Origin of the sequence: Sporosarcina ureae (assembly GCF_029267015.1) — a bacterium.
Lineage (GTDB): Bacteria > Bacillota > Bacilli > Bacillales_A > Planococcaceae > Sporosarcina > Sporosarcina ureae_D.
In genome coordinates, this window is the sequence record NZ_JARIEA010000086.1 from 14,043 (window position 1) to 29,914 (window position 15,872).

30 protein-coding genes are annotated in these 15,872 nt (G+C 42.1%); all 30 read left to right on the forward strand.

Annotated elements, in window-relative coordinates; genetic code table 11:
- Positions 1-74 precede the first annotated feature (74 nt).
- The 30 genes from tuf to rplQ all read left to right on the forward strand — a co-directional run bounded on the left by tuf (position 75) and on the right by rplQ (position 15,775).
- Positions 75-1,262 (forward strand): elongation factor Tu, encoded by a 1,188-nt coding sequence (gene tuf / locus Q7P97_RS15045; protein ID WP_099692963.1) that lies wholly within the window; start codon positions 75-77, stop codon positions 1,260-1,262.
- 355 nt (positions 1,263-1,617) lie between these two features.
- Entirely contained in the window at positions 1,618-1,926 is a 309-nt protein-coding gene (gene rpsJ, locus Q7P97_RS15050; RefSeq protein WP_085427465.1) for a 30S ribosomal protein S10, read from the forward strand.
- 36 nt (positions 1,927-1,962) lie between these two features.
- Entirely contained in the window at positions 1,963-2,592 is a 630-nt protein-coding gene (rplC, locus tag Q7P97_RS15055; protein WP_085427464.1) for a 50S ribosomal protein L3, read from the forward strand.
- Positions 2,593-2,617: 25 nt separating this feature from the next.
- Positions 2,618-3,241: a 50S ribosomal protein L4 gene (rplD, locus tag Q7P97_RS15060; RefSeq protein WP_085427463.1), complete on the forward strand. Its 624-nt coding sequence runs from the start codon at positions 2,618-2,620 to the stop codon at positions 3,239-3,241.
- The gene (gene rplW / locus Q7P97_RS15065) at positions 3,241-3,528 is read left to right on the forward strand and encodes a 50S ribosomal protein L23 (protein WP_085132013.1); all 288 of its coding nucleotides are present in this window, start codon (positions 3,241-3,243) and stop codon (positions 3,526-3,528) included. The genes rplD and rplW overlap by 1 nt, the downstream gene beginning before the upstream one ends.
- Positions 3,529-3,561: 33 nt before the next feature.
- The gene (rplB, locus tag Q7P97_RS15070; RefSeq protein WP_085427461.1) at positions 3,562-4,392 is read left to right on the forward strand and encodes a 50S ribosomal protein L2; all 831 of its coding nucleotides are present in this window, start codon (positions 3,562-3,564) and stop codon (positions 4,390-4,392) included.
- A gap of 60 nt (positions 4,393-4,452) precedes the next feature.
- Positions 4,453-4,731, forward strand: coding sequence for a 30S ribosomal protein S19 (gene rpsS, locus Q7P97_RS15075; protein ID WP_085132011.1), 279 nt, complete (start codon positions 4,453-4,455; stop codon positions 4,729-4,731).
- A 20-nt stretch (positions 4,732-4,751) separates the two neighbouring features.
- On the forward strand, positions 4,752-5,096 hold the full coding sequence (gene rplV / locus Q7P97_RS15080; RefSeq protein WP_037561627.1) for a 50S ribosomal protein L22: 345 nt from the start codon (positions 4,752-4,754) through the stop codon (positions 5,094-5,096).
- A 3-nt stretch (positions 5,097-5,099) separates the two neighbouring features.
- A complete protein-coding gene (gene rpsC, locus Q7P97_RS15085) occupies positions 5,100-5,762 on the forward strand; it encodes a 30S ribosomal protein S3 (protein ID WP_085427460.1) in 663 nt (220 codons plus the stop codon).
- Position 5,763: 1 nt separating this feature from the next.
- Positions 5,764-6,198: a 50S ribosomal protein L16 gene (rplP, locus tag Q7P97_RS15090; RefSeq protein WP_085427459.1), complete on the forward strand. Its 435-nt coding sequence runs from the start codon at positions 5,764-5,766 to the stop codon at positions 6,196-6,198.
- Complete coding sequence (gene rpmC, locus Q7P97_RS15095) at positions 6,188-6,388, forward strand: 50S ribosomal protein L29 (protein ID WP_025783856.1); 201 nt, start codon at positions 6,188-6,190, stop codon at positions 6,386-6,388. Before rplP ends, rpmC begins: the two co-directional genes overlap by 11 nt.
- Before the next feature lie 17 nt (positions 6,389-6,405).
- Positions 6,406-6,669 carry a 30S ribosomal protein S17 gene (rpsQ, locus tag Q7P97_RS15100; protein ID WP_099692961.1) on the forward strand — a complete coding sequence of 88 codons (264 nt, stop codon included), beginning with the start codon at positions 6,406-6,408 and terminating at the stop codon, positions 6,667-6,669.
- Between the two features lie 38 nt (positions 6,670-6,707).
- Positions 6,708-7,076, forward strand: a complete 369-nt coding sequence (gene rplN, locus Q7P97_RS15105) for a 50S ribosomal protein L14 (protein ID WP_081243203.1) — start codon at positions 6,708-6,710, stop codon at positions 7,074-7,076.
- Between the two features lie 35 nt (positions 7,077-7,111).
- Complete coding sequence (gene rplX / locus Q7P97_RS15110; protein ID WP_085427457.1) at positions 7,112-7,423, forward strand: 50S ribosomal protein L24; 312 nt, start codon at positions 7,112-7,114, stop codon at positions 7,421-7,423.
- A 26-nt stretch (positions 7,424-7,449) separates the two neighbouring features.
- Positions 7,450-7,989, forward strand: a complete 540-nt coding sequence (gene rplE / locus Q7P97_RS15115) for a 50S ribosomal protein L5 (RefSeq protein ID WP_085132008.1) — start codon at positions 7,450-7,452, stop codon at positions 7,987-7,989.
- A 20-nt stretch (positions 7,990-8,009) separates the two neighbouring features.
- On the forward strand, positions 8,010-8,195 hold the full coding sequence (locus Q7P97_RS15120) for a type Z 30S ribosomal protein S14 (protein ID WP_008298870.1): 186 nt from the start codon (positions 8,010-8,012) through the stop codon (positions 8,193-8,195).
- 30 nt (positions 8,196-8,225) lie between these two features.
- Positions 8,226-8,624, forward strand: a complete 399-nt coding sequence (gene rpsH / locus Q7P97_RS15125) for a 30S ribosomal protein S8 (RefSeq protein WP_029053265.1) — start codon at positions 8,226-8,228, stop codon at positions 8,622-8,624.
- Between the two features lie 30 nt (positions 8,625-8,654).
- Positions 8,655-9,194 (forward strand): 50S ribosomal protein L6, encoded by a 540-nt coding sequence (gene rplF, locus Q7P97_RS15130; protein ID WP_303970369.1) that lies wholly within the window; start codon positions 8,655-8,657, stop codon positions 9,192-9,194.
- 33 nt (positions 9,195-9,227) lie between these two features.
- Positions 9,228-9,590: a 50S ribosomal protein L18 gene (rplR, locus tag Q7P97_RS15135; RefSeq protein WP_085427455.1), complete on the forward strand. Its 363-nt coding sequence runs from the start codon at positions 9,228-9,230 to the stop codon at positions 9,588-9,590.
- Between the two features lie 22 nt (positions 9,591-9,612).
- Positions 9,613-10,113, forward strand: a complete 501-nt coding sequence (rpsE, locus tag Q7P97_RS15140; RefSeq protein ID WP_085427454.1) for a 30S ribosomal protein S5 — start codon at positions 9,613-9,615, stop codon at positions 10,111-10,113.
- A gap of 13 nt (positions 10,114-10,126) precedes the next feature.
- The gene (gene rpmD, locus Q7P97_RS15145) at positions 10,127-10,309 is read left to right on the forward strand and encodes a 50S ribosomal protein L30 (RefSeq protein WP_085427453.1); all 183 of its coding nucleotides are present in this window, start codon (positions 10,127-10,129) and stop codon (positions 10,307-10,309) included.
- A 32-nt stretch (positions 10,310-10,341) separates the two neighbouring features.
- Positions 10,342-10,782 carry a 50S ribosomal protein L15 gene (gene rplO, locus Q7P97_RS15150; RefSeq protein WP_085427452.1) on the forward strand — a complete coding sequence of 147 codons (441 nt, stop codon included), beginning with the start codon at positions 10,342-10,344 and terminating at the stop codon, positions 10,780-10,782.
- Positions 10,782-12,074, forward strand: a complete 1,293-nt coding sequence (gene secY / locus Q7P97_RS15155) for a preprotein translocase subunit SecY (protein WP_099630544.1) — start codon at positions 10,782-10,784, stop codon at positions 12,072-12,074. Before rplO ends, secY begins: the two co-directional genes overlap by 1 nt.
- A gap of 46 nt (positions 12,075-12,120) precedes the next feature.
- Positions 12,121-12,774 carry an adenylate kinase gene (locus Q7P97_RS15160; RefSeq protein WP_099692958.1) on the forward strand — a complete coding sequence of 218 codons (654 nt, stop codon included), beginning with the start codon at positions 12,121-12,123 and terminating at the stop codon, positions 12,772-12,774.
- A gap of 345 nt (positions 12,775-13,119) precedes the next feature.
- Positions 13,120-13,338 carry a translation initiation factor IF-1 gene (gene infA, locus Q7P97_RS15165; RefSeq protein ID WP_029053257.1) on the forward strand — a complete coding sequence of 73 codons (219 nt, stop codon included), beginning with the start codon at positions 13,120-13,122 and terminating at the stop codon, positions 13,336-13,338.
- Positions 13,339-13,377: 39 nt separating this feature from the next.
- The gene (gene rpmJ / locus Q7P97_RS15170) at positions 13,378-13,491 is read left to right on the forward strand and encodes a 50S ribosomal protein L36 (RefSeq protein WP_076758849.1); all 114 of its coding nucleotides are present in this window, start codon (positions 13,378-13,380) and stop codon (positions 13,489-13,491) included.
- Between the two features lie 24 nt (positions 13,492-13,515).
- Entirely contained in the window at positions 13,516-13,881 is a 366-nt protein-coding gene (rpsM, locus tag Q7P97_RS15175) for a 30S ribosomal protein S13 (protein WP_085427449.1), read from the forward strand.
- 25 nt (positions 13,882-13,906) lie between these two features.
- Positions 13,907-14,296: a 30S ribosomal protein S11 gene (gene rpsK / locus Q7P97_RS15180; RefSeq protein WP_009499031.1), complete on the forward strand. Its 390-nt coding sequence runs from the start codon at positions 13,907-13,909 to the stop codon at positions 14,294-14,296.
- A 123-nt stretch (positions 14,297-14,419) separates the two neighbouring features.
- On the forward strand, positions 14,420-15,364 hold the full coding sequence (locus Q7P97_RS15185) for a DNA-directed RNA polymerase subunit alpha (protein ID WP_009499030.1): 945 nt from the start codon (positions 14,420-14,422) through the stop codon (positions 15,362-15,364).
- Positions 15,365-15,394: 30 nt separating this feature from the next.
- Positions 15,395-15,775, forward strand: coding sequence for a 50S ribosomal protein L17 (gene rplQ, locus Q7P97_RS15190; RefSeq protein WP_085427448.1), 381 nt, complete (start codon positions 15,395-15,397; stop codon positions 15,773-15,775).
- Positions 15,776-15,872 lie beyond the last annotated feature (97 nt).

Here is a 15,872-nt window from a genome sequence, read left to right on the forward strand (position 1 = left end):
GAGGACGCTTTCGGCTTCCATATTATAAAAATTATAAAAAACTAACTTTTTTAAATTAAGGGAGGACCTCTAAAATGGGTAAAGAAAAATTCGACCGCTCCAAGGAGCACGCAAACGTAGGAACAATTGGTCACGTTGACCATGGTAAAACAACTTTGACTGCTGCAATCGCAACAGTTCTTTCTAAAGCACAAGGTGGAGAAGCAAAGTCATACGCTGACGTTGATAACGCACCTGAAGAAAAAGAGCGTGGAATCACGATCAGTACTTCACACGTTGAGTACGAAACTGACAAGCGTCACTATGCACACGTTGACTGCCCAGGTCACGCTGACTATGTTAAAAACATGATCACTGGTGCTGCACAAATGGACGGCGGAATCCTAGTAGTATCTGCTGCTGATGGCCCAATGCCACAAACACGTGAGCACATCCTTCTTTCACGTCAAGTAGGTGTTCCTTACCTAGTTGTCTTCATGAACAAGTGTGACATGGTAGATGACGAAGAACTTCTTGAATTAGTTGAAATGGAAATCCGTGAACTTCTTTCTGATTACGATTTCCCTGGCGACGATATTCCAGTAATCAAAGGATCTGCTCTTAAAGCTCTTGAAGGAGAGCCAGAGTGGGAAGAAAAAATCCTTGAACTTATGCAAGCAGTTGATGACTATATCCCAACACCAACTCGTGATACTGACAAGCCATTCATGATGCCTGTTGAGGACGTATTCTCAATCACAGGTCGTGGTACAGTAGCAACTGGACGCGTTGAGCGTGGAGTAGTTAAAGTCGGAGATGTTGTTGACATCATCGGTCTTACTGAAGAACCAAAAGCTACTACTGTAACTGGTGTAGAGATGTTCCGTAAACTTCTTGACTATGCAGAAGCTGGCGACAACATCGGTGCTCTTCTTCGTGGTGTAGCTCGTGAAGATATCGAACGTGGACAAGTTCTTGCTAAGCCAGGAACAATCACTCCACACACACAGTTCAAATCTGAAGTATATGTTCTATCAAAAGAAGAGGGTGGACGTCACACTCCATTCTTCTCAAACTACCGTCCTCAGTTCTACTTCCGTACAACTGACGTAACTGGTATCATTCAACTTCCTGAAGGCGTAGAAATGGTTATGCCTGGAGATAACGTTGAAATGACAGTTGAACTTATTTCTCCTATCGCGATTGAAGAAGGTACTAAATTCTCAATCCGTGAAGGTGGACGTACAGTTGGAGCTGGCGTTGTAGCAACAATTACAAAATAATTTGTTTTGATCCCGCCCTTGAGGCGGGATTTTTTGTTTTTAAATATTTGCATTGTGTATTGGAAAGTATTTTTAAGAACTCAGTAAATAAGAGTGAAATAAAATCTTAAAGTCGACTTCGAATCACGTGCAAATCATATAAAAAGCTGTTAGTATAGTAAACGGATTAAAAGTTAAAGTAATTTCTTCAAAAGGGTTGCACAATCCTTTTATATTATGTATAATGTTGAATGTTGGTCTTTGACTGCGATGAAGCGAGAGGTTACCGATACACCCGGCCGCTTTGCCATGGCGCGTGTAAGGAAAATTTTCGTGGAGAATTGTCTAGAGAATAGGCGAAAAGGGAGGGAAAATAATGGCAAAACAAAAGATTCGTATTAGATTGAAAGCTTACGATCACAGAATGATCGATCAGTCAGCTGAGAAGATTGTTGAAACGGCTAAACGTTCTGGAGCTAGTGTTTCAGGTCCAATTCCGTTGCCAACTGAAAGATCAGTTTACACGGTATTGCGTGCTGTTCACGTATACAAAGATTCACGTGAGCAATTTGAAATGCGTACGCACAAACGTTTAATCGATATTGTGAATCCAACACCACAAACGGTGGATGCACTAATGAAGCTTGATTTACCATCAGGCGTCGACATCGAAATTAAACTATAAAACATAAATTAAACAATATTACAGGAGGTGTGACTAATGACCAAAGGAATCTTAGGAAGAAAAGTCGGAATGACGCAAGTATTTGCTGAAAACGGCGATCTAATCCCAGTAACAGTGATTGAAGCTACTCCAAACGTTGTACTTCAAAAGAAGACAATCGAGACAGACGGCTACGAGTCAATCCAACTAGGATTTGATGATAAACGTGAAAAGCTTTCAAACAAGCCAGAACAAGGCCACGTTGCAAAAGCTAACACTGCACCTAAGCGCTTCATTCGCGAAGTTCGCGGAGCTGACGTTAGTGCATACGAAGTTGGTCAGGAAGTCAAAGTCGATACATTCGCAGAAGGCGAAGTAGTAGACATTACAGCAAAATCAAAAGGTAAAGGTTTCCAAGGGGTTATCAAGCGTCACGGATACTCACGCGGACCTATGTCTCACGGATCACGTTTCCATCGCGCACCAGGTTCACTTGGAGCTGTTGATGCACAACGCGTATTCAAAGGCAAAAAATTACCTGGACGTATGGGTGGCAAAACCATCACGATCCAAAACGTTGAAATCGTACGAGTTGATCTAGAGCGCAACTTGATCCTAGTAAAAGGTAACGTTCCTGGAGCACGTAAATCACTTGTACAAGTGAGAAGCGCAATCAAAGGGAACTGAGTAAAACAGAAAGGAGGAAACAGGAATGCCTAAAGTATCTGTAGTAAGTCAAACAGGCTCTGCTGTTGGTGACATCGAATTAAACGATGCGATCTTCGGAATCGAGCCAAACCAAGCAGTATTATTTGAAGCAATTGTTCAACAACAAGCTTCTTTACGCCAGGGTAACCACAAGGTTAAAACTCGCGCGGAAGTAGCAGGCGGCGGTCGTAAACCATGGCGTCAAAAGGGTACAGGTCGTGCTCGTCAAGGTTCAATCAGATCACCACAATGGCGCGGAGGCGGTATCGTATTCGGTCCATCACCACGTAGTTACAGCTATAAAATGCCTAAGAAAGTACGTCGTTTAGCTCTTCTATCCGCTCTTTCAACGAAAGTAGCAGCTCAAGAACTAATCGTTCTAGACAACTTAGCATTTGATGCACCAAAAACGAAAAGCTTTGTAAAAGTGCTTGAAGACCTTTCAATCACGAAGAAGGCATTATTCGTTACAGCTGACCAAGAAGAAACAGTAGCATTGTCTGCTCAAAACCTTCAAGGAATCAGCGTTGTTACAGCAAGCGGCATCAATGTTTTAGACTTAGTCGGACATGATCAGCTTGTTATGACAAAAGCAGCAATAGAAAAAGTCGAGGAGGTGCTTGGTTAATGGAAGCACGTGATATTCTGAAACGTCCGGTCATTACCGAGCGTTCTTCTGAACAAATGGAAGACTTAAGAAAATATACATTCGAAGTCGATACTCGCGCGAGCAAAACTCACGTGAAACAAGCTATCGAAGAAATCTTCGGTGTTAAAGTAGAAAAAGTTAACGTTATGAACTACAAAGGTAAGTTCAAGCGTATGGGGAAACATGCTGGTTATACAAACAAGCGTCGTAAGGCAATTGTTACACTAACTACTGATTCCAAAGATATCGAACTTTTTGAAATGTAATTAACTCATAATAAATGAAGGAGGGAACACAAAATGGCGATTAAGAAGTACAAAGCTACCTCCAACGGACGTCGTAACATGACTTCTTCTGACTTTGCTGAAATCACAGTAAACAAACCAGAAAAATCATTGCTTGAACCAATCAAGCGTAAAGGCGGACGTAACAACCAAGGTAGAATGACAGTTCGTCACCAAGGTGGAGGACATAAGCGCCAATACCGTGTCATCGATTTCCAACGTCGGAAAGATGGCATTCCAGGACGCGTTGCTACGATCGAATACGATCCAAACCGTTCTGCAAACATCGCATTGATCAATTATGCAGATGGAGAAAAAAGATACATCCTTGCTCCTAAAGGATTGACAGTAGGTTCCACAATCGTTTCAGGACCTGATGCGGATATCCGCGTAGGAAACGCTCTACCATTAGAGAATATCCCTATGGGTTCTACGATTCACAACATTGAAATGAAGCCAGGCAAAGGCGGACAATTAGTTCGTTCAGCAGGAACTTCAGCTCAACTACTAGGACGTGAAGGCAAATATGTCATCATACGTCTACAATCAGGAGAAGTTCGTATGATCCTTTCTACTTGCCGTGCTACAATTGGTCAAGTTGGTAACGAACAACACGAACTAATTAACATTGGTAAAGCAGGTCGTTCACGTTGGTTAGGCAAACGTCCAACTGTTCGTGGATCTGTAATGAACCCTAACGATCACCCACACGGTGGTGGTGAAGGACGTACGCCAATCGGTCGTCCAAGTCCTGTTACTCCTTGGGGTAAACCAACTCTTGGATTCAAGACACGCACGAAGAACAATAAATCAGATAAACTTATCGTTCGCCGTCGTAAAAAATAATGTTATTGCACTGCGGTTCAGTAGATGGACCGTAGTACATACTCGGAAGGAGGTTCCAGAATGGGCCGCAGCTTGAAAAAAGGACCTTTTGCAGACGACCATTTACTAAAAAAGGTTGACGCACAAAAAGATTCAGAAAAGAAACAGGTTATTAAAACATGGTCACGCCGTTCAACAATCTTCCCGACATTCATCGGATTGACAATCGCAGTATATGATGGACGCAAACACGTTCCTGTTTATGTAACAGAAGATATGGTAGGTCACAAACTAGGTGAATTCGTACCTACGCGCACATACAGAGGCCATGGTGCCGACGATAAGAAAACAAAACGCTAATTTGAGAGGAGGTTATTCTGATGCAACAAGCTAAAGCATCTGTACGCACAGTCCGTATTGCTTCTCGCAAAGTTCGTTTGGTCGTTGATCTTATTCGCGGCAAGAATATAGGTGAAGCTATGGCTATTCTACGACTTACGCCTAAAGCGGCATCTCCAGTCGTGGAAAAACTATTGAAATCAGCAATTGCAAACGCTGAACATAACTACGAAATGGATACTGAGAACTTAATCGTCAGTGAAGTATTCGTAGACGAAGGACCAACAATGAAACGTTTCCGTCCACGTGCACAAGGTCGTGCAAGTGCGATCAACAAACGTACAAGCCATATCACATTAGTGGTATCTGAAAAGAAGGAGGGGTAATCAGTGGGCCAAAAAGTACATCCTAATGGACTACGTGTAGGCGTCATCCGTGACTGGGACTCAAAATGGTACGCGGAAAAAGATTATGCGTCCTTACTACATGAAGACTTAAAGATCCGTGAATACATCGAAAAGCGTCTTATCGAAGCATCAGTTTCAAAAGTTGAAATTGAACGTGCTGCTAAGCGTGTTAACATTACAATCCACACTGCAAAGCCAGGTATGGTTATCGGTAAAGGTGGTTCCGAAGTAGAAACTCTTCGTAAGCAACTTAACGAAATCACAGGCAAGCGTGCACACATCAACATCGTAGAAATCAAACGTGCTGATTTAGATGCTAAATTAGTAGCTGAATCAATTGCTCGTCAATTAGAAAGTCGTGTATCATTCCGTCGTGCTCAGAAACAAGCGATCCAACGTACAATTCGCTCTGGCGCAAAAGGAATTAAAACACAAGTGTCTGGTCGTCTCGGCGGTGCTGACATCGCTCGTGCAGAACACTATAGTGAAGGAACTGTCCCTCTTCATACATTACGTGCAGACATAGATTATGCACATGCTGAAGCTGATACTACTTATGGTAAGCTTGGCGTAAAGGTATGGATTTATCGTGGTGAAGTCCTTCCAGTAAAAGTTAAGAAGAACTCTGGGGAAGGAGGCAAATAATATGTTAATGCCTAAACGTGTTAAACATCGTCGTGTATTCCGTGGTAAAATGCGTGGTGAAACTAAAGGTGGCGCTACTGTCCAGTTTGGTGAGTTTGGTCTTCAAGCTCTAGAATCAGGTTGGATCACTAACCGTCAGATTGAATCTTCTCGTATTGCTATGACTCGTTATATGAAGCGTGGCGGTAAAGTGTGGATCAATATTTTCCCACACAAACCATATACTAAAAAGCCTCTTGAAGTCCGGATGGGTTCCGGTAAAGGTGCTGTAGAAGGCTGGGTTGCAGTTGTGAAACCTGGTAGAGTAATGTTCGAAATTGCAGGTGTTTCAGAAGAGGTTGCTCGTGAGGCACTTAGACTCGCATCGCACAAACTTCCTGTTACAAGCAAGTTTGTAAAACGACAAGAAATTGGTGGTGAGTCTAATGAAAGCTAATGAAATTCGTGACTTAACAACTGCAGAGATCGAGCAAAAAGTGAAATCACTTAAAGAAGAGCTTTTCAACCTTCGTTTCCAGTTAGCGACAGGTCAATTAGAAAACACTGCACGCATCCGTGAAGTACGCAAATCGATTGCGCGCATGAAAACTGTAATACGACAAAGAGAAATCAGTGCAAATAACTGATGAAGGAGGTTGCAGCCATGACTGAACGTAATCAGCGCAAAACATACACAGGCCGTGTAGTTTCCGACAAAATGGATAAAACTGTTACGGTAATGGTAGAGACATACAAAAAACACACTTTATACGGTAAGCGTGTAAAGTACTCTAAGAAACTTAAAGTTCATGATGAGCTAAACGAAGCTAAAATCGGCGATGTTGTTCGTATTATGGAAACTCGTCCATTATCAGCAACTAAGCGTTTCCGTCTTCTAGAAGTCGTTGAAAAAGCGATCATCATCTAATAGGTTTTTAACTCAGATTTTGGAAGGAGGTAACCTCGATGATTCAACAGGAAAGTAGAATGAAAGTTGCTGACAACTCTGGTGCACGTGAAGTACTAACAATTAAAGTACTAGGCGGATCAGGTCGTAAAGTAGCTAACATCGGTGATGTAGTTGTTGTTACAGTTAAGAAAGCAACACCAGGTGGCGTTGTTAAGAAGGGTGACGTTGTTAAAGCGGTCATCGTTCGCACGAAAAGTGGAGTTCGTCGTAAAGACGGTTCATACATTACATTCGATGAGAATGCTTGCGTTATTATCCGTGATGATAAAGGGCCACGTGGAACACGTATTTTCGGACCAGTTGCTCGCGAACTACGCGACAATAACTTCATGAAAATCATTTCACTTGCTCCAGAAGTTCTTTAATTCTAATGACAGAGCCAGTCAAGGAGGTGCGATAAATGCACGTTAAAAAAGGCGACAAAGTAATGGTGATCTCTGGTAAAGATAAAGGTAAAACAGGTGTGATCCTAACTGCTTATCCGAAAAAAGACCGTGTGCTAGTTGAAGGTATTAATATCGTCAAAAAACACACAAAGCCAAACCAAGAAAACCCACAGGGCGGAATTGTAAGCCAAGAGTCTACAATCCACGTCTCAAACGTGATGGTAATCGATCCTAAAACAGGCGAGCCGACTCGTGTAGGTTACAAAGTGGAAGACGGTAAAAAAGTACGTATTGCAAAAAAATCCGGTGAATCATTGGATAAGTAAGTATTGCATGAAAGGAGGTCCGACTGATGAGTCGTTTGAAAGAGAAGTTTTCTAAAGAAATCACACCTGCTCTAATGAGCAAGTTTGAATATACATCTGTTATGCAGGTTCCTAAAGTAGATAAAATCGTTATCAACATGGGTGTTGGTGATGCTGTCCAAAATACAAAAGCACTTGATGCAGCTGTTGAGGATCTTGCAACTATTTCAGGTCAAAAACCAGTCATTACTAAAGCGAAAAAATCTATCGCAGGATTCCGTTTACGTGAAGGAATGCCGATCGGAGCAAAAGTAACGCTTCGCGGTGAGCGCATGTATGAGTTCCTCGATAAATTAGTTACAATCTCATTACCACGTGTACGTGACTTCCGTGGCGTTTCTAAAAAAGCGTTTGACGGTCGCGGTAACTACACTCTTGGAGTGAAAGAGCAACTTATTTTCCCTGAAATTGACTTCGATAAAGTATCAAAAGTACGTGGGATGGATATCGTCATCGTGACGACAGCTAACACTGATGAAGAAGCACGTGAGTTGCTTGCACAGTGTGGCATGCCGTTCCAAAAGTAAAATAATAGGGAGGCGAAAACGTGGCTAAGAAATCTATGATCGCTAAACAGAAACGTACGCCAAAGTACAAAGTACAAGAATATACACGCTGCGAACGTTGTGGTCGTCCACATTCAGTATATCGCAAATTTAAACTTTGCCGTATTTGTTTCCGCGAACTTGCATACAAGGGACAACTTCCTGGCGTTAAAAAAGCCAGCTGGTAAACCCCTAATTAGGGAAGGAGGTTAATTCAAATGACAATGAGTGATCCGATTGCAGATATGCTTACACGCATCCGTAATGCGAACATGGTTCGCCACGAGAAGCTTGAGGTACCTGCTTCAAACGTAAAGAAAGAAATCGCCGAGATCTTAAAACGAGAAGGTTTCGTTCGTGATGTGGAATACGTGGAAGATAACAAACAAGGCATCATCCGCATTTTCCTAAAATACGGTCAGGATAACGAACGCGTTATCAATGGCTTGAAACGTATTTCTAAACCAGGACTTCGTGTATATGCGAAATCAAATGAAGTTCCTAAAGTACTTAACGGCTTAGGTGTTGCACTAGTTTCTACATCAAATGGTGTATTAACAGACAAAGAAGCCCGCGCTAAACAAGTCGGCGGAGAAGTAGTCGCTTACGTTTGGTAATTAGCTACAATTGAATGGAGGTGCAATAGAATGTCCCGTATTGGTAATCGTCAGATCGAAGTTCCTGAAAACGTTACTGTAACAATTTCAGATGACAACTTCGCAACTGTTAAAGGTCCGAAAGGTGAGCTTTCGAGACAATTAGATAAAGATATTACGATCAACATGGAAGGCAAGGTCATCACATTGACACGCCCTTCTGATTCTAAAGATCACCGTTCAATCCACGGTACTACACGCTCTGTACTTAATAACATGGTTGTGGGAGTATCTGAAGGATTTGAACGTAAGCTTGATTTGGTTGGGGTTGGATACCGTGCTTCTATGCAAGGGAAGAAACTTGTATTGAACGTAGGTTTCTCACACCCAGTTGAATTCACACCAGAAGAAGGTGTAGAAGTTGAAGTTCCAGCGAATACAAAAATCATCGTTCGCGGATACAACAAAGAACACGTAGGTGCTCTTGCTTCTAACATCCGTCAAGTACGTCCACCAGAGCCGTATAAAGGTAAAGGTATTCGTTATGAAGGCGAAATCGTTCGTCGTAAAGAAGGTAAAACAGGTAAATAATACCGCTTGAGGTATTTGGAAGGAGTGACTCCGATGATCACAAAACAAGATAAAAACGCTGTCCGTAAAAAGCGTCACGCACGTGTGCGTACGAAAATCAGCGGAACTGCAGAGCGTCCACGTCTAAACGTTTATCGTTCAAACAAGCATATCTATGCACAATTGATTGATGACTTGAATGGTTTAACAATCGTTAGCGCTTCTACAAGAGATAAAGAAGTTGAGGCTGGATCTACAGGTAACACTGAATCAGCAGCTAAAGTCGGCGAGCTTATTGCAAAGAAAGCTGTTGAAAAAGACGTCAAAGCGGTTGTTTTCGACCGCGGCGGATATCTTTTCCACGGCCGTGTAAAAGCATTAGCTGACGCTGCACGCGAAAATGGTCTGGAATTTTAATTAAGAGGGAGGGACATATTTCATGCGTCGTAATGATCAGAACAAAAGTGAGTTCGAAGAACGCGTAGTAACGATCAACCGCGTTGCGAAAGTTGTAAAAGGTGGACGTCGTTTCCGCTTTACTGCACTTGTCGTAGTCGGAGATAAAAACGGTCGTGTCGGTTTTGGTACTGGTAAAGCACAAGAAGTTCCAGATGCAATCCGTAAAGCAATTGAAGATGCGAAGAAAAACTTGATTGTAGTGCCAATGGTCAAAGGTACAACTCCACATGAAGTAATCGGACACTTTGGTGCAGGACAAATCCTGATCAAACCAGCTGCTCCGGGTACTGGTGTTATCGCAGGTGGACCTGTCCGTGCGGTACTTGAACTCGCAGGCATCACGGATATTCTTTCAAAATCTCTTGGATCAAGCACACCGATCAACATGGTACGTGCAACAATCGAAGGGTTGCAGAATTTGAAACGCGCAGAAGATATTGCTAAATTGCGTGGTAAATCCGTAGAAGAACTGTTAGGTTAAGGGGGGAAATACGATGACGAACAAACTTGAAGTCACCCTTACGAAAAGTGTTATTGGTTCTAAACCAACACAGCGTAAAACAATTGAAGCATTAGGCCTTCGAAAGTTAAATCAAACAGTTGAGCATCAAAACAACGATGCTATCCGTGGAATGATCACAAAGGTTAGCCACTTGGTAAACGTTAAAGAAATTTAAGTACTATTTTACAATAAGGAGGTGCCGATAAGATGAAATTACATGAGCTAAAACCAGCTGAGGGATCTCGCAGAAACCGCAAACGTGTTGGTCGTGGGATTGGATCTGGAACTGGTAAGACTTCCGGTAGAGGTCATGACGGTCAAAACTCTCGTTCAGGCGGCGGTGTACGTCTTGGTTTCGAAGGTGGACAAATTCCTCTTTTCCAACGACTTCCTAAGCGCGGGTTTACGAACATCAATCGTAAAGATTATGCCATCGTTAACCTTGACACATTAAATCGTTTCGAAGAAGGCACGGAAGTAACGCCGGAACTGCTAATTGAAACTGGAGTTGTAAGTAACGCTAAATCTGGTATCAAAATTCTGGGTAACGGAACACTTGATAAAAAGATTACAGTACGTGCTAACAAATTCTCCGCTTCTGCAAAAGAAGCAATTGAAAAAGCGGGCGGGCAAACAGAGGTGGTATAATGTTTCAGACAATCTCTAATTTCATGCGTGTGAAGGAGATCCGGTCTAAAATAATTTTCACCCTCCTAGTGCTCATCGTGTTTAGACTAGGGACATTTGTTCCGGTTCCAAACGTTGATGCAACTGCTTTACAACAATCAGATAACCAGTTTATTGGATTCTTGAACACATTTGGTGGAGGGGCACTATCTAACTTCTCGATCTTTGCAATGGGGATTATGCCGTACATTACGGCTTCCATCATTGTGCAGCTCTTGCAGATGGATGTTGTTCCAAAGTTTACTGAGTGGTCAAAACAAGGGGACGTTGGAAGACGTAAACTTGCACAATTCACAAGATATTTCACGATTGTTCTTGCCTTCATTCAGGCGCTTGCCATGTCATTTGGTTTCAACCAAACGTTTGGTGGCACACTGATTCAAGACAATAGCATATCTACTTATATCACAATTGCGATTGTATTGACTGCCGGTACAGCTTTCCTTCTATGGCTTGGTGAACAAATTACTGCAAAAGGTGTTGGGAATGGTATTTCCATCATTATCTTTGCAGGGATTGTTGCCGGCATTCCGAATGCTGTTAATCAGTTGTATGTAACGCAAATTCAAGACGCTGGAGATGCACTATTTATTAGAATTGCAACGATGGTATTACTATTGATCGTAATCGTAGCCATTGTAGTCGGAGTTATTTACTTCCAAGAAGCATTACGTAAAATTCCGATCCAATATGCGAAACGTGTGTCAGGACGTAATCAGTCTGTTGCAAGTCAACAAACACATTTACCTTTGAAATTGAATGCTGCAGGTGTTATTCCAGTTATCTTTGCGGTGGCATTCTTCATCACGCCACAACAAATCGCTCCGTTTTTCGGTGAGAACAGTGTAACCAAAACTATTATTCGGATCTTCGATTATACGAATCCGATCGGTATGATTTTGTATGTAACACTAATTATCGCGTTTACGTATTTCTATGCATTCATTCAAGTGAATCCAGAGAATATGGCAGACAACCTAAAAAAACAAGGTGCATATATTCCGGGAATTCGTCCAGGGGCAAACACTCAAAAGTACTTAACAAGTACTCTGTATAGACTAACGTTCGTCGGCTCGATTTTCCTAGCTGTCGTAGCGGTTATGCCGATCTTCTTCATAAACTTGGCGAATCTACCTCAATCCGCTCAAATCGGCGGAACGAGCTTGCTCATCGTAGTAGGGGTTGCCCTCGAATCAATGAAGCAATTGGAATCACAATTAGTGAAGAGACATTACAGAGGCTTTATGAAATAAAAAGCAATAGCCTGACCTATTGTAAACAAACGGAGGGCAAGGACGTATGAATATCGTATTAATGGGTCTGCCTGGTGCTGGTAAAGGTACTCAAGCAGACAAAATTGTCGAGAAGTACGGAATCCCTCATATTTCTACAGGCGATATGTTCCGTGCTGCCATCAAAGATGGCACGGAACTTGGAGTTAAGGCAAAATCGTTCATGGATCAAGGAGCACTAGTTCCTGATGAGGTTACTATTGGTATCGTACGTGAGCGACTAAGCAAACCGGATTGTGACAAAGGATTCTTACTTGATGGTTTCCCTAGAACAGTTCCTCAAGCTGAAGCACTTGATGCTTTACTTAAGGATCTAGGAAAAAGCATTGAGTACGTATTGGACATCGAAGTCGATACGGATGAATTAGTTGCAAGATTATCTGGCCGTCGTATTTGTAAAGTGTGTGGCACATCGTATCATTTGATCTTCAACCCACCAAAGGTAGAAGACGTATGTGATAAAGATGGTGGCGAACTTTACCAGCGCGCGGACGATAATCCGGACACTGTCATGAATCGTCTGGAAGTAAATATGAATCAGACAGCTCCTTTACTCGACTTTTATGGCGAAAAAGGTGTATTGACTAAAATTAATGGTCAACAAGACATTAATCTTGTATTCAAGGACTTGGATGCAGTTTTGCAACAAGATCAAAAGTAATCAATCCTTTTCGGGCACATCTTCATCATTGTTCGGAAAGTAATGGATGAAAACGAACTGCAAAAGCGTTAAGTTCCTGTTATAAGATAAATGAGAGCATTTCATTGATTGCTCAGTAGTCCCTGCATGCATTATATTGTCATTGGCAGTATAATATGTAATTGGCACTGCTACGAGAACAATAAAGGATCTCATTCGCAAATTATGCGAAACAGCGAAATGTGGCAGACGTCTTTCGAACATCACTCATGCTAACTGGACATATGTTGAAGGAAGCCTTATGAAGGCGACTGATGCCGCTCGATGGTGAAAGCCTTTATTGGATATAGAAGGGAGACAGGATTGATGGCGAAGGACGACGTAATTGAGGTAGAAGGAACTGTTCTTGAAACGTTGCCGAATGCGATGTTTAAAGTGGAGTTAGAAAACGGACATACTGTGCTTGCACACGTGTCAGGTAAAATTCGTATGCACTTTATTCGTATTCTGCCAGGCGACAAGGTGACATTGGAACTTTCACCTTACGATTTAACACGTGGTCGTATCACATACCGTTTCAAATAAACTTTTGCACTCCCGAAATATTGAAGGAGGTTGGGTAGGATGAAAGTAAGACCATCTGTAAAACCGATCTGCGAAAAATGTAAAGTTATTCGTAGACGCGGCCGAGTAATGGTAATCTGTGAAAATCCAAAGCACAAACAAAGACAAGGCTAAAACACAAGGAGGTGCACAACTTATATGGCACGTATTGCTGGTGTAGACGTTCCGCGCGATAAGCGCGTTGTCATTTCATTGACATATATATTCGGTATTGGTAAAACAACTGCACAATCAATTTTGAATGCAGCTGACATTTCTCAAGAAACTCGCGTTCGTGATTTAACTGACGCTGAACTTGATAAGATTCGTGAACAAATTGACGGCTTGAAAGTAGAAGGAGATCTTCGTCGTGAAACTTCTCTAAATATCAAGCGTTTGATGGAAATCGGTAGTAACCGTGGAATCCGTCACCGTCGTGGATTGCCTGTTCGTGGACAAAACACGAAAAACAATGCACGTACGCGTAAAGGTCCTAAACGCACAATGGCTAACAAGAAAAAATAATAGGTAAAGGAGGGTTCTTTCCAACATGGCACGTAAACAACAAACTCGTAAACGTCGTGTAAAAAAGAATATTGAGACTGGTATTGCACATATCCGTTCAACGTTCAATAACACTATCGTAACTATCACGGATAGCCACGGTAATGCACTTTCATGGTCTAGCGCTGGTGCACTTGGCTTTAGAGGTTCCCGTAAGTCCACTCCATTTGCTGCACAAATGGCTGCTGAAACTGCAGCAAAAACAGCAATGGAACATGGTTTGAAATCATTGGAAGTAACAGTTAAAGGCCCTGGTGCTGGTCGTGAAGCGGCTATCCGTTCACTACAAGCTGCTGGTCTTGAAGTTACTGCAATCAGAGACGTAACTCCGGTTCCGCACAATGGTTGTCGCCCGCCAAAACGTCGTCGCGTATAATCGGTTTGAATCTATTGGATTAAGAAAGACATTTTTTGTTAATACTGTTGAAATAGGATATCTATTATCAGTGAATTCAATAAGGTTAAACCAATATAGAGACGTTTTGAGGAGGGTAATTAAATGATCGAGATTGAGAAACCAAAGATTGAAACAGTAACGATCGGTGAAGATTCACAGTTCGGTAAGTTTATTATCGAGCCACTAGAGCGTGGATACGGAAATACCTTAGGGAATTCCTTGCGCCGCATTCTCTTGTCTTCATTACCAGGAGCTGCTGTGACATCTATTCAAATCGATGGTGTGCTTCATGAATTCTCTACAATTGAAGGTGTCGTCGAAGACGTATCTACAGTTATTTTGAATGTGAAGAAGCTAGCTCTCAAAATTTACTCAGATGATGAGAAAGTTATTGAGATCGATGTGAAAGGTGAAGGCGTCGTGACGGCTGCAGACATCACACATGATAGTGATGTTGAAGTATTAAATCCAGATCTCCCGATTGCTACTCTCGGTAAAAATGGACATTTACGTATGCGTATGTATGCTGTACGTGGACGCGGATATGTTCCTTCCGATCAAAACAAACGTGAGGATCTAGCAATTGGTGTGATTCCAATTGACTCGATTTACACTCCTGTATCACGCGTTAACTTCCAAGTAGAAAACACTCGCGTCGGACAAAGTACAAACTTTGATAAGTTGACACTCGATGTATGGACAGATGGAAGCATTGGTCCTAAAGAGGCAGTATCACTTGGAGCTAAAATTCTTACAGAGCATTTGAATATATTCGTTGGTATGACTGACGAAGCACAGACTGCAGAAATCATGGTAGAAAAAGAAGAAGACCAAAAAGAGAAGGTTCTGGAAATGACAATTGAAGAACTTGACCTTTCTGTCCGATCTTATAACTGCTTGAAGCGTGCAGGCATCAATACGGTTTTAGAACTTGCTAACAAGTCTGAAGACGAAATGATGAAAGTGCGAAACTTAGGCCGTAAATCACTTGAAGAAGTGAAGGCTAAATTGGATGAGCTAAACCTTGAGTTACGCTCTGAAGAATAACTGACATATATTGAAGGAGGGTAACTTCAAATGGGATACAGAAAACTTGGACGCACAAGTTCACAACGTAAAGCAATGCTTCGCGACCTAACGACTGATCTAATCATTCATGAGCGCATCCAGACAACTGAAACGCGTGCGAAAGAATTGCGTAAAGTAGTTGAAAAGATGATCACTCTTGGAAAACGTGGAGATCTTCATGCACGTCGTCAAGCGGCTGAATACATTCGTCGTGAAACAGTGGTTGTTGAAAACGAAGAGGGCGAAGAAGCAACAGTGTTTGCACTTCAAAAACTTTTCGATACAATTGGACCACGTTATGCAGATCGCCAAGGCGGTTATACACGTATAATGAAAATGGGACCTCGCCGTGGCGATGGCGCACCAGTAGTTATTATCGAATTGGTGTAATTCCAACACTTCGAGGGTGTGTCTGTCACGCACAGCACACCCTCTTATTACAAATACGAGATTTATACGACATAAAAGCTGAGTGTTATGATCCGCG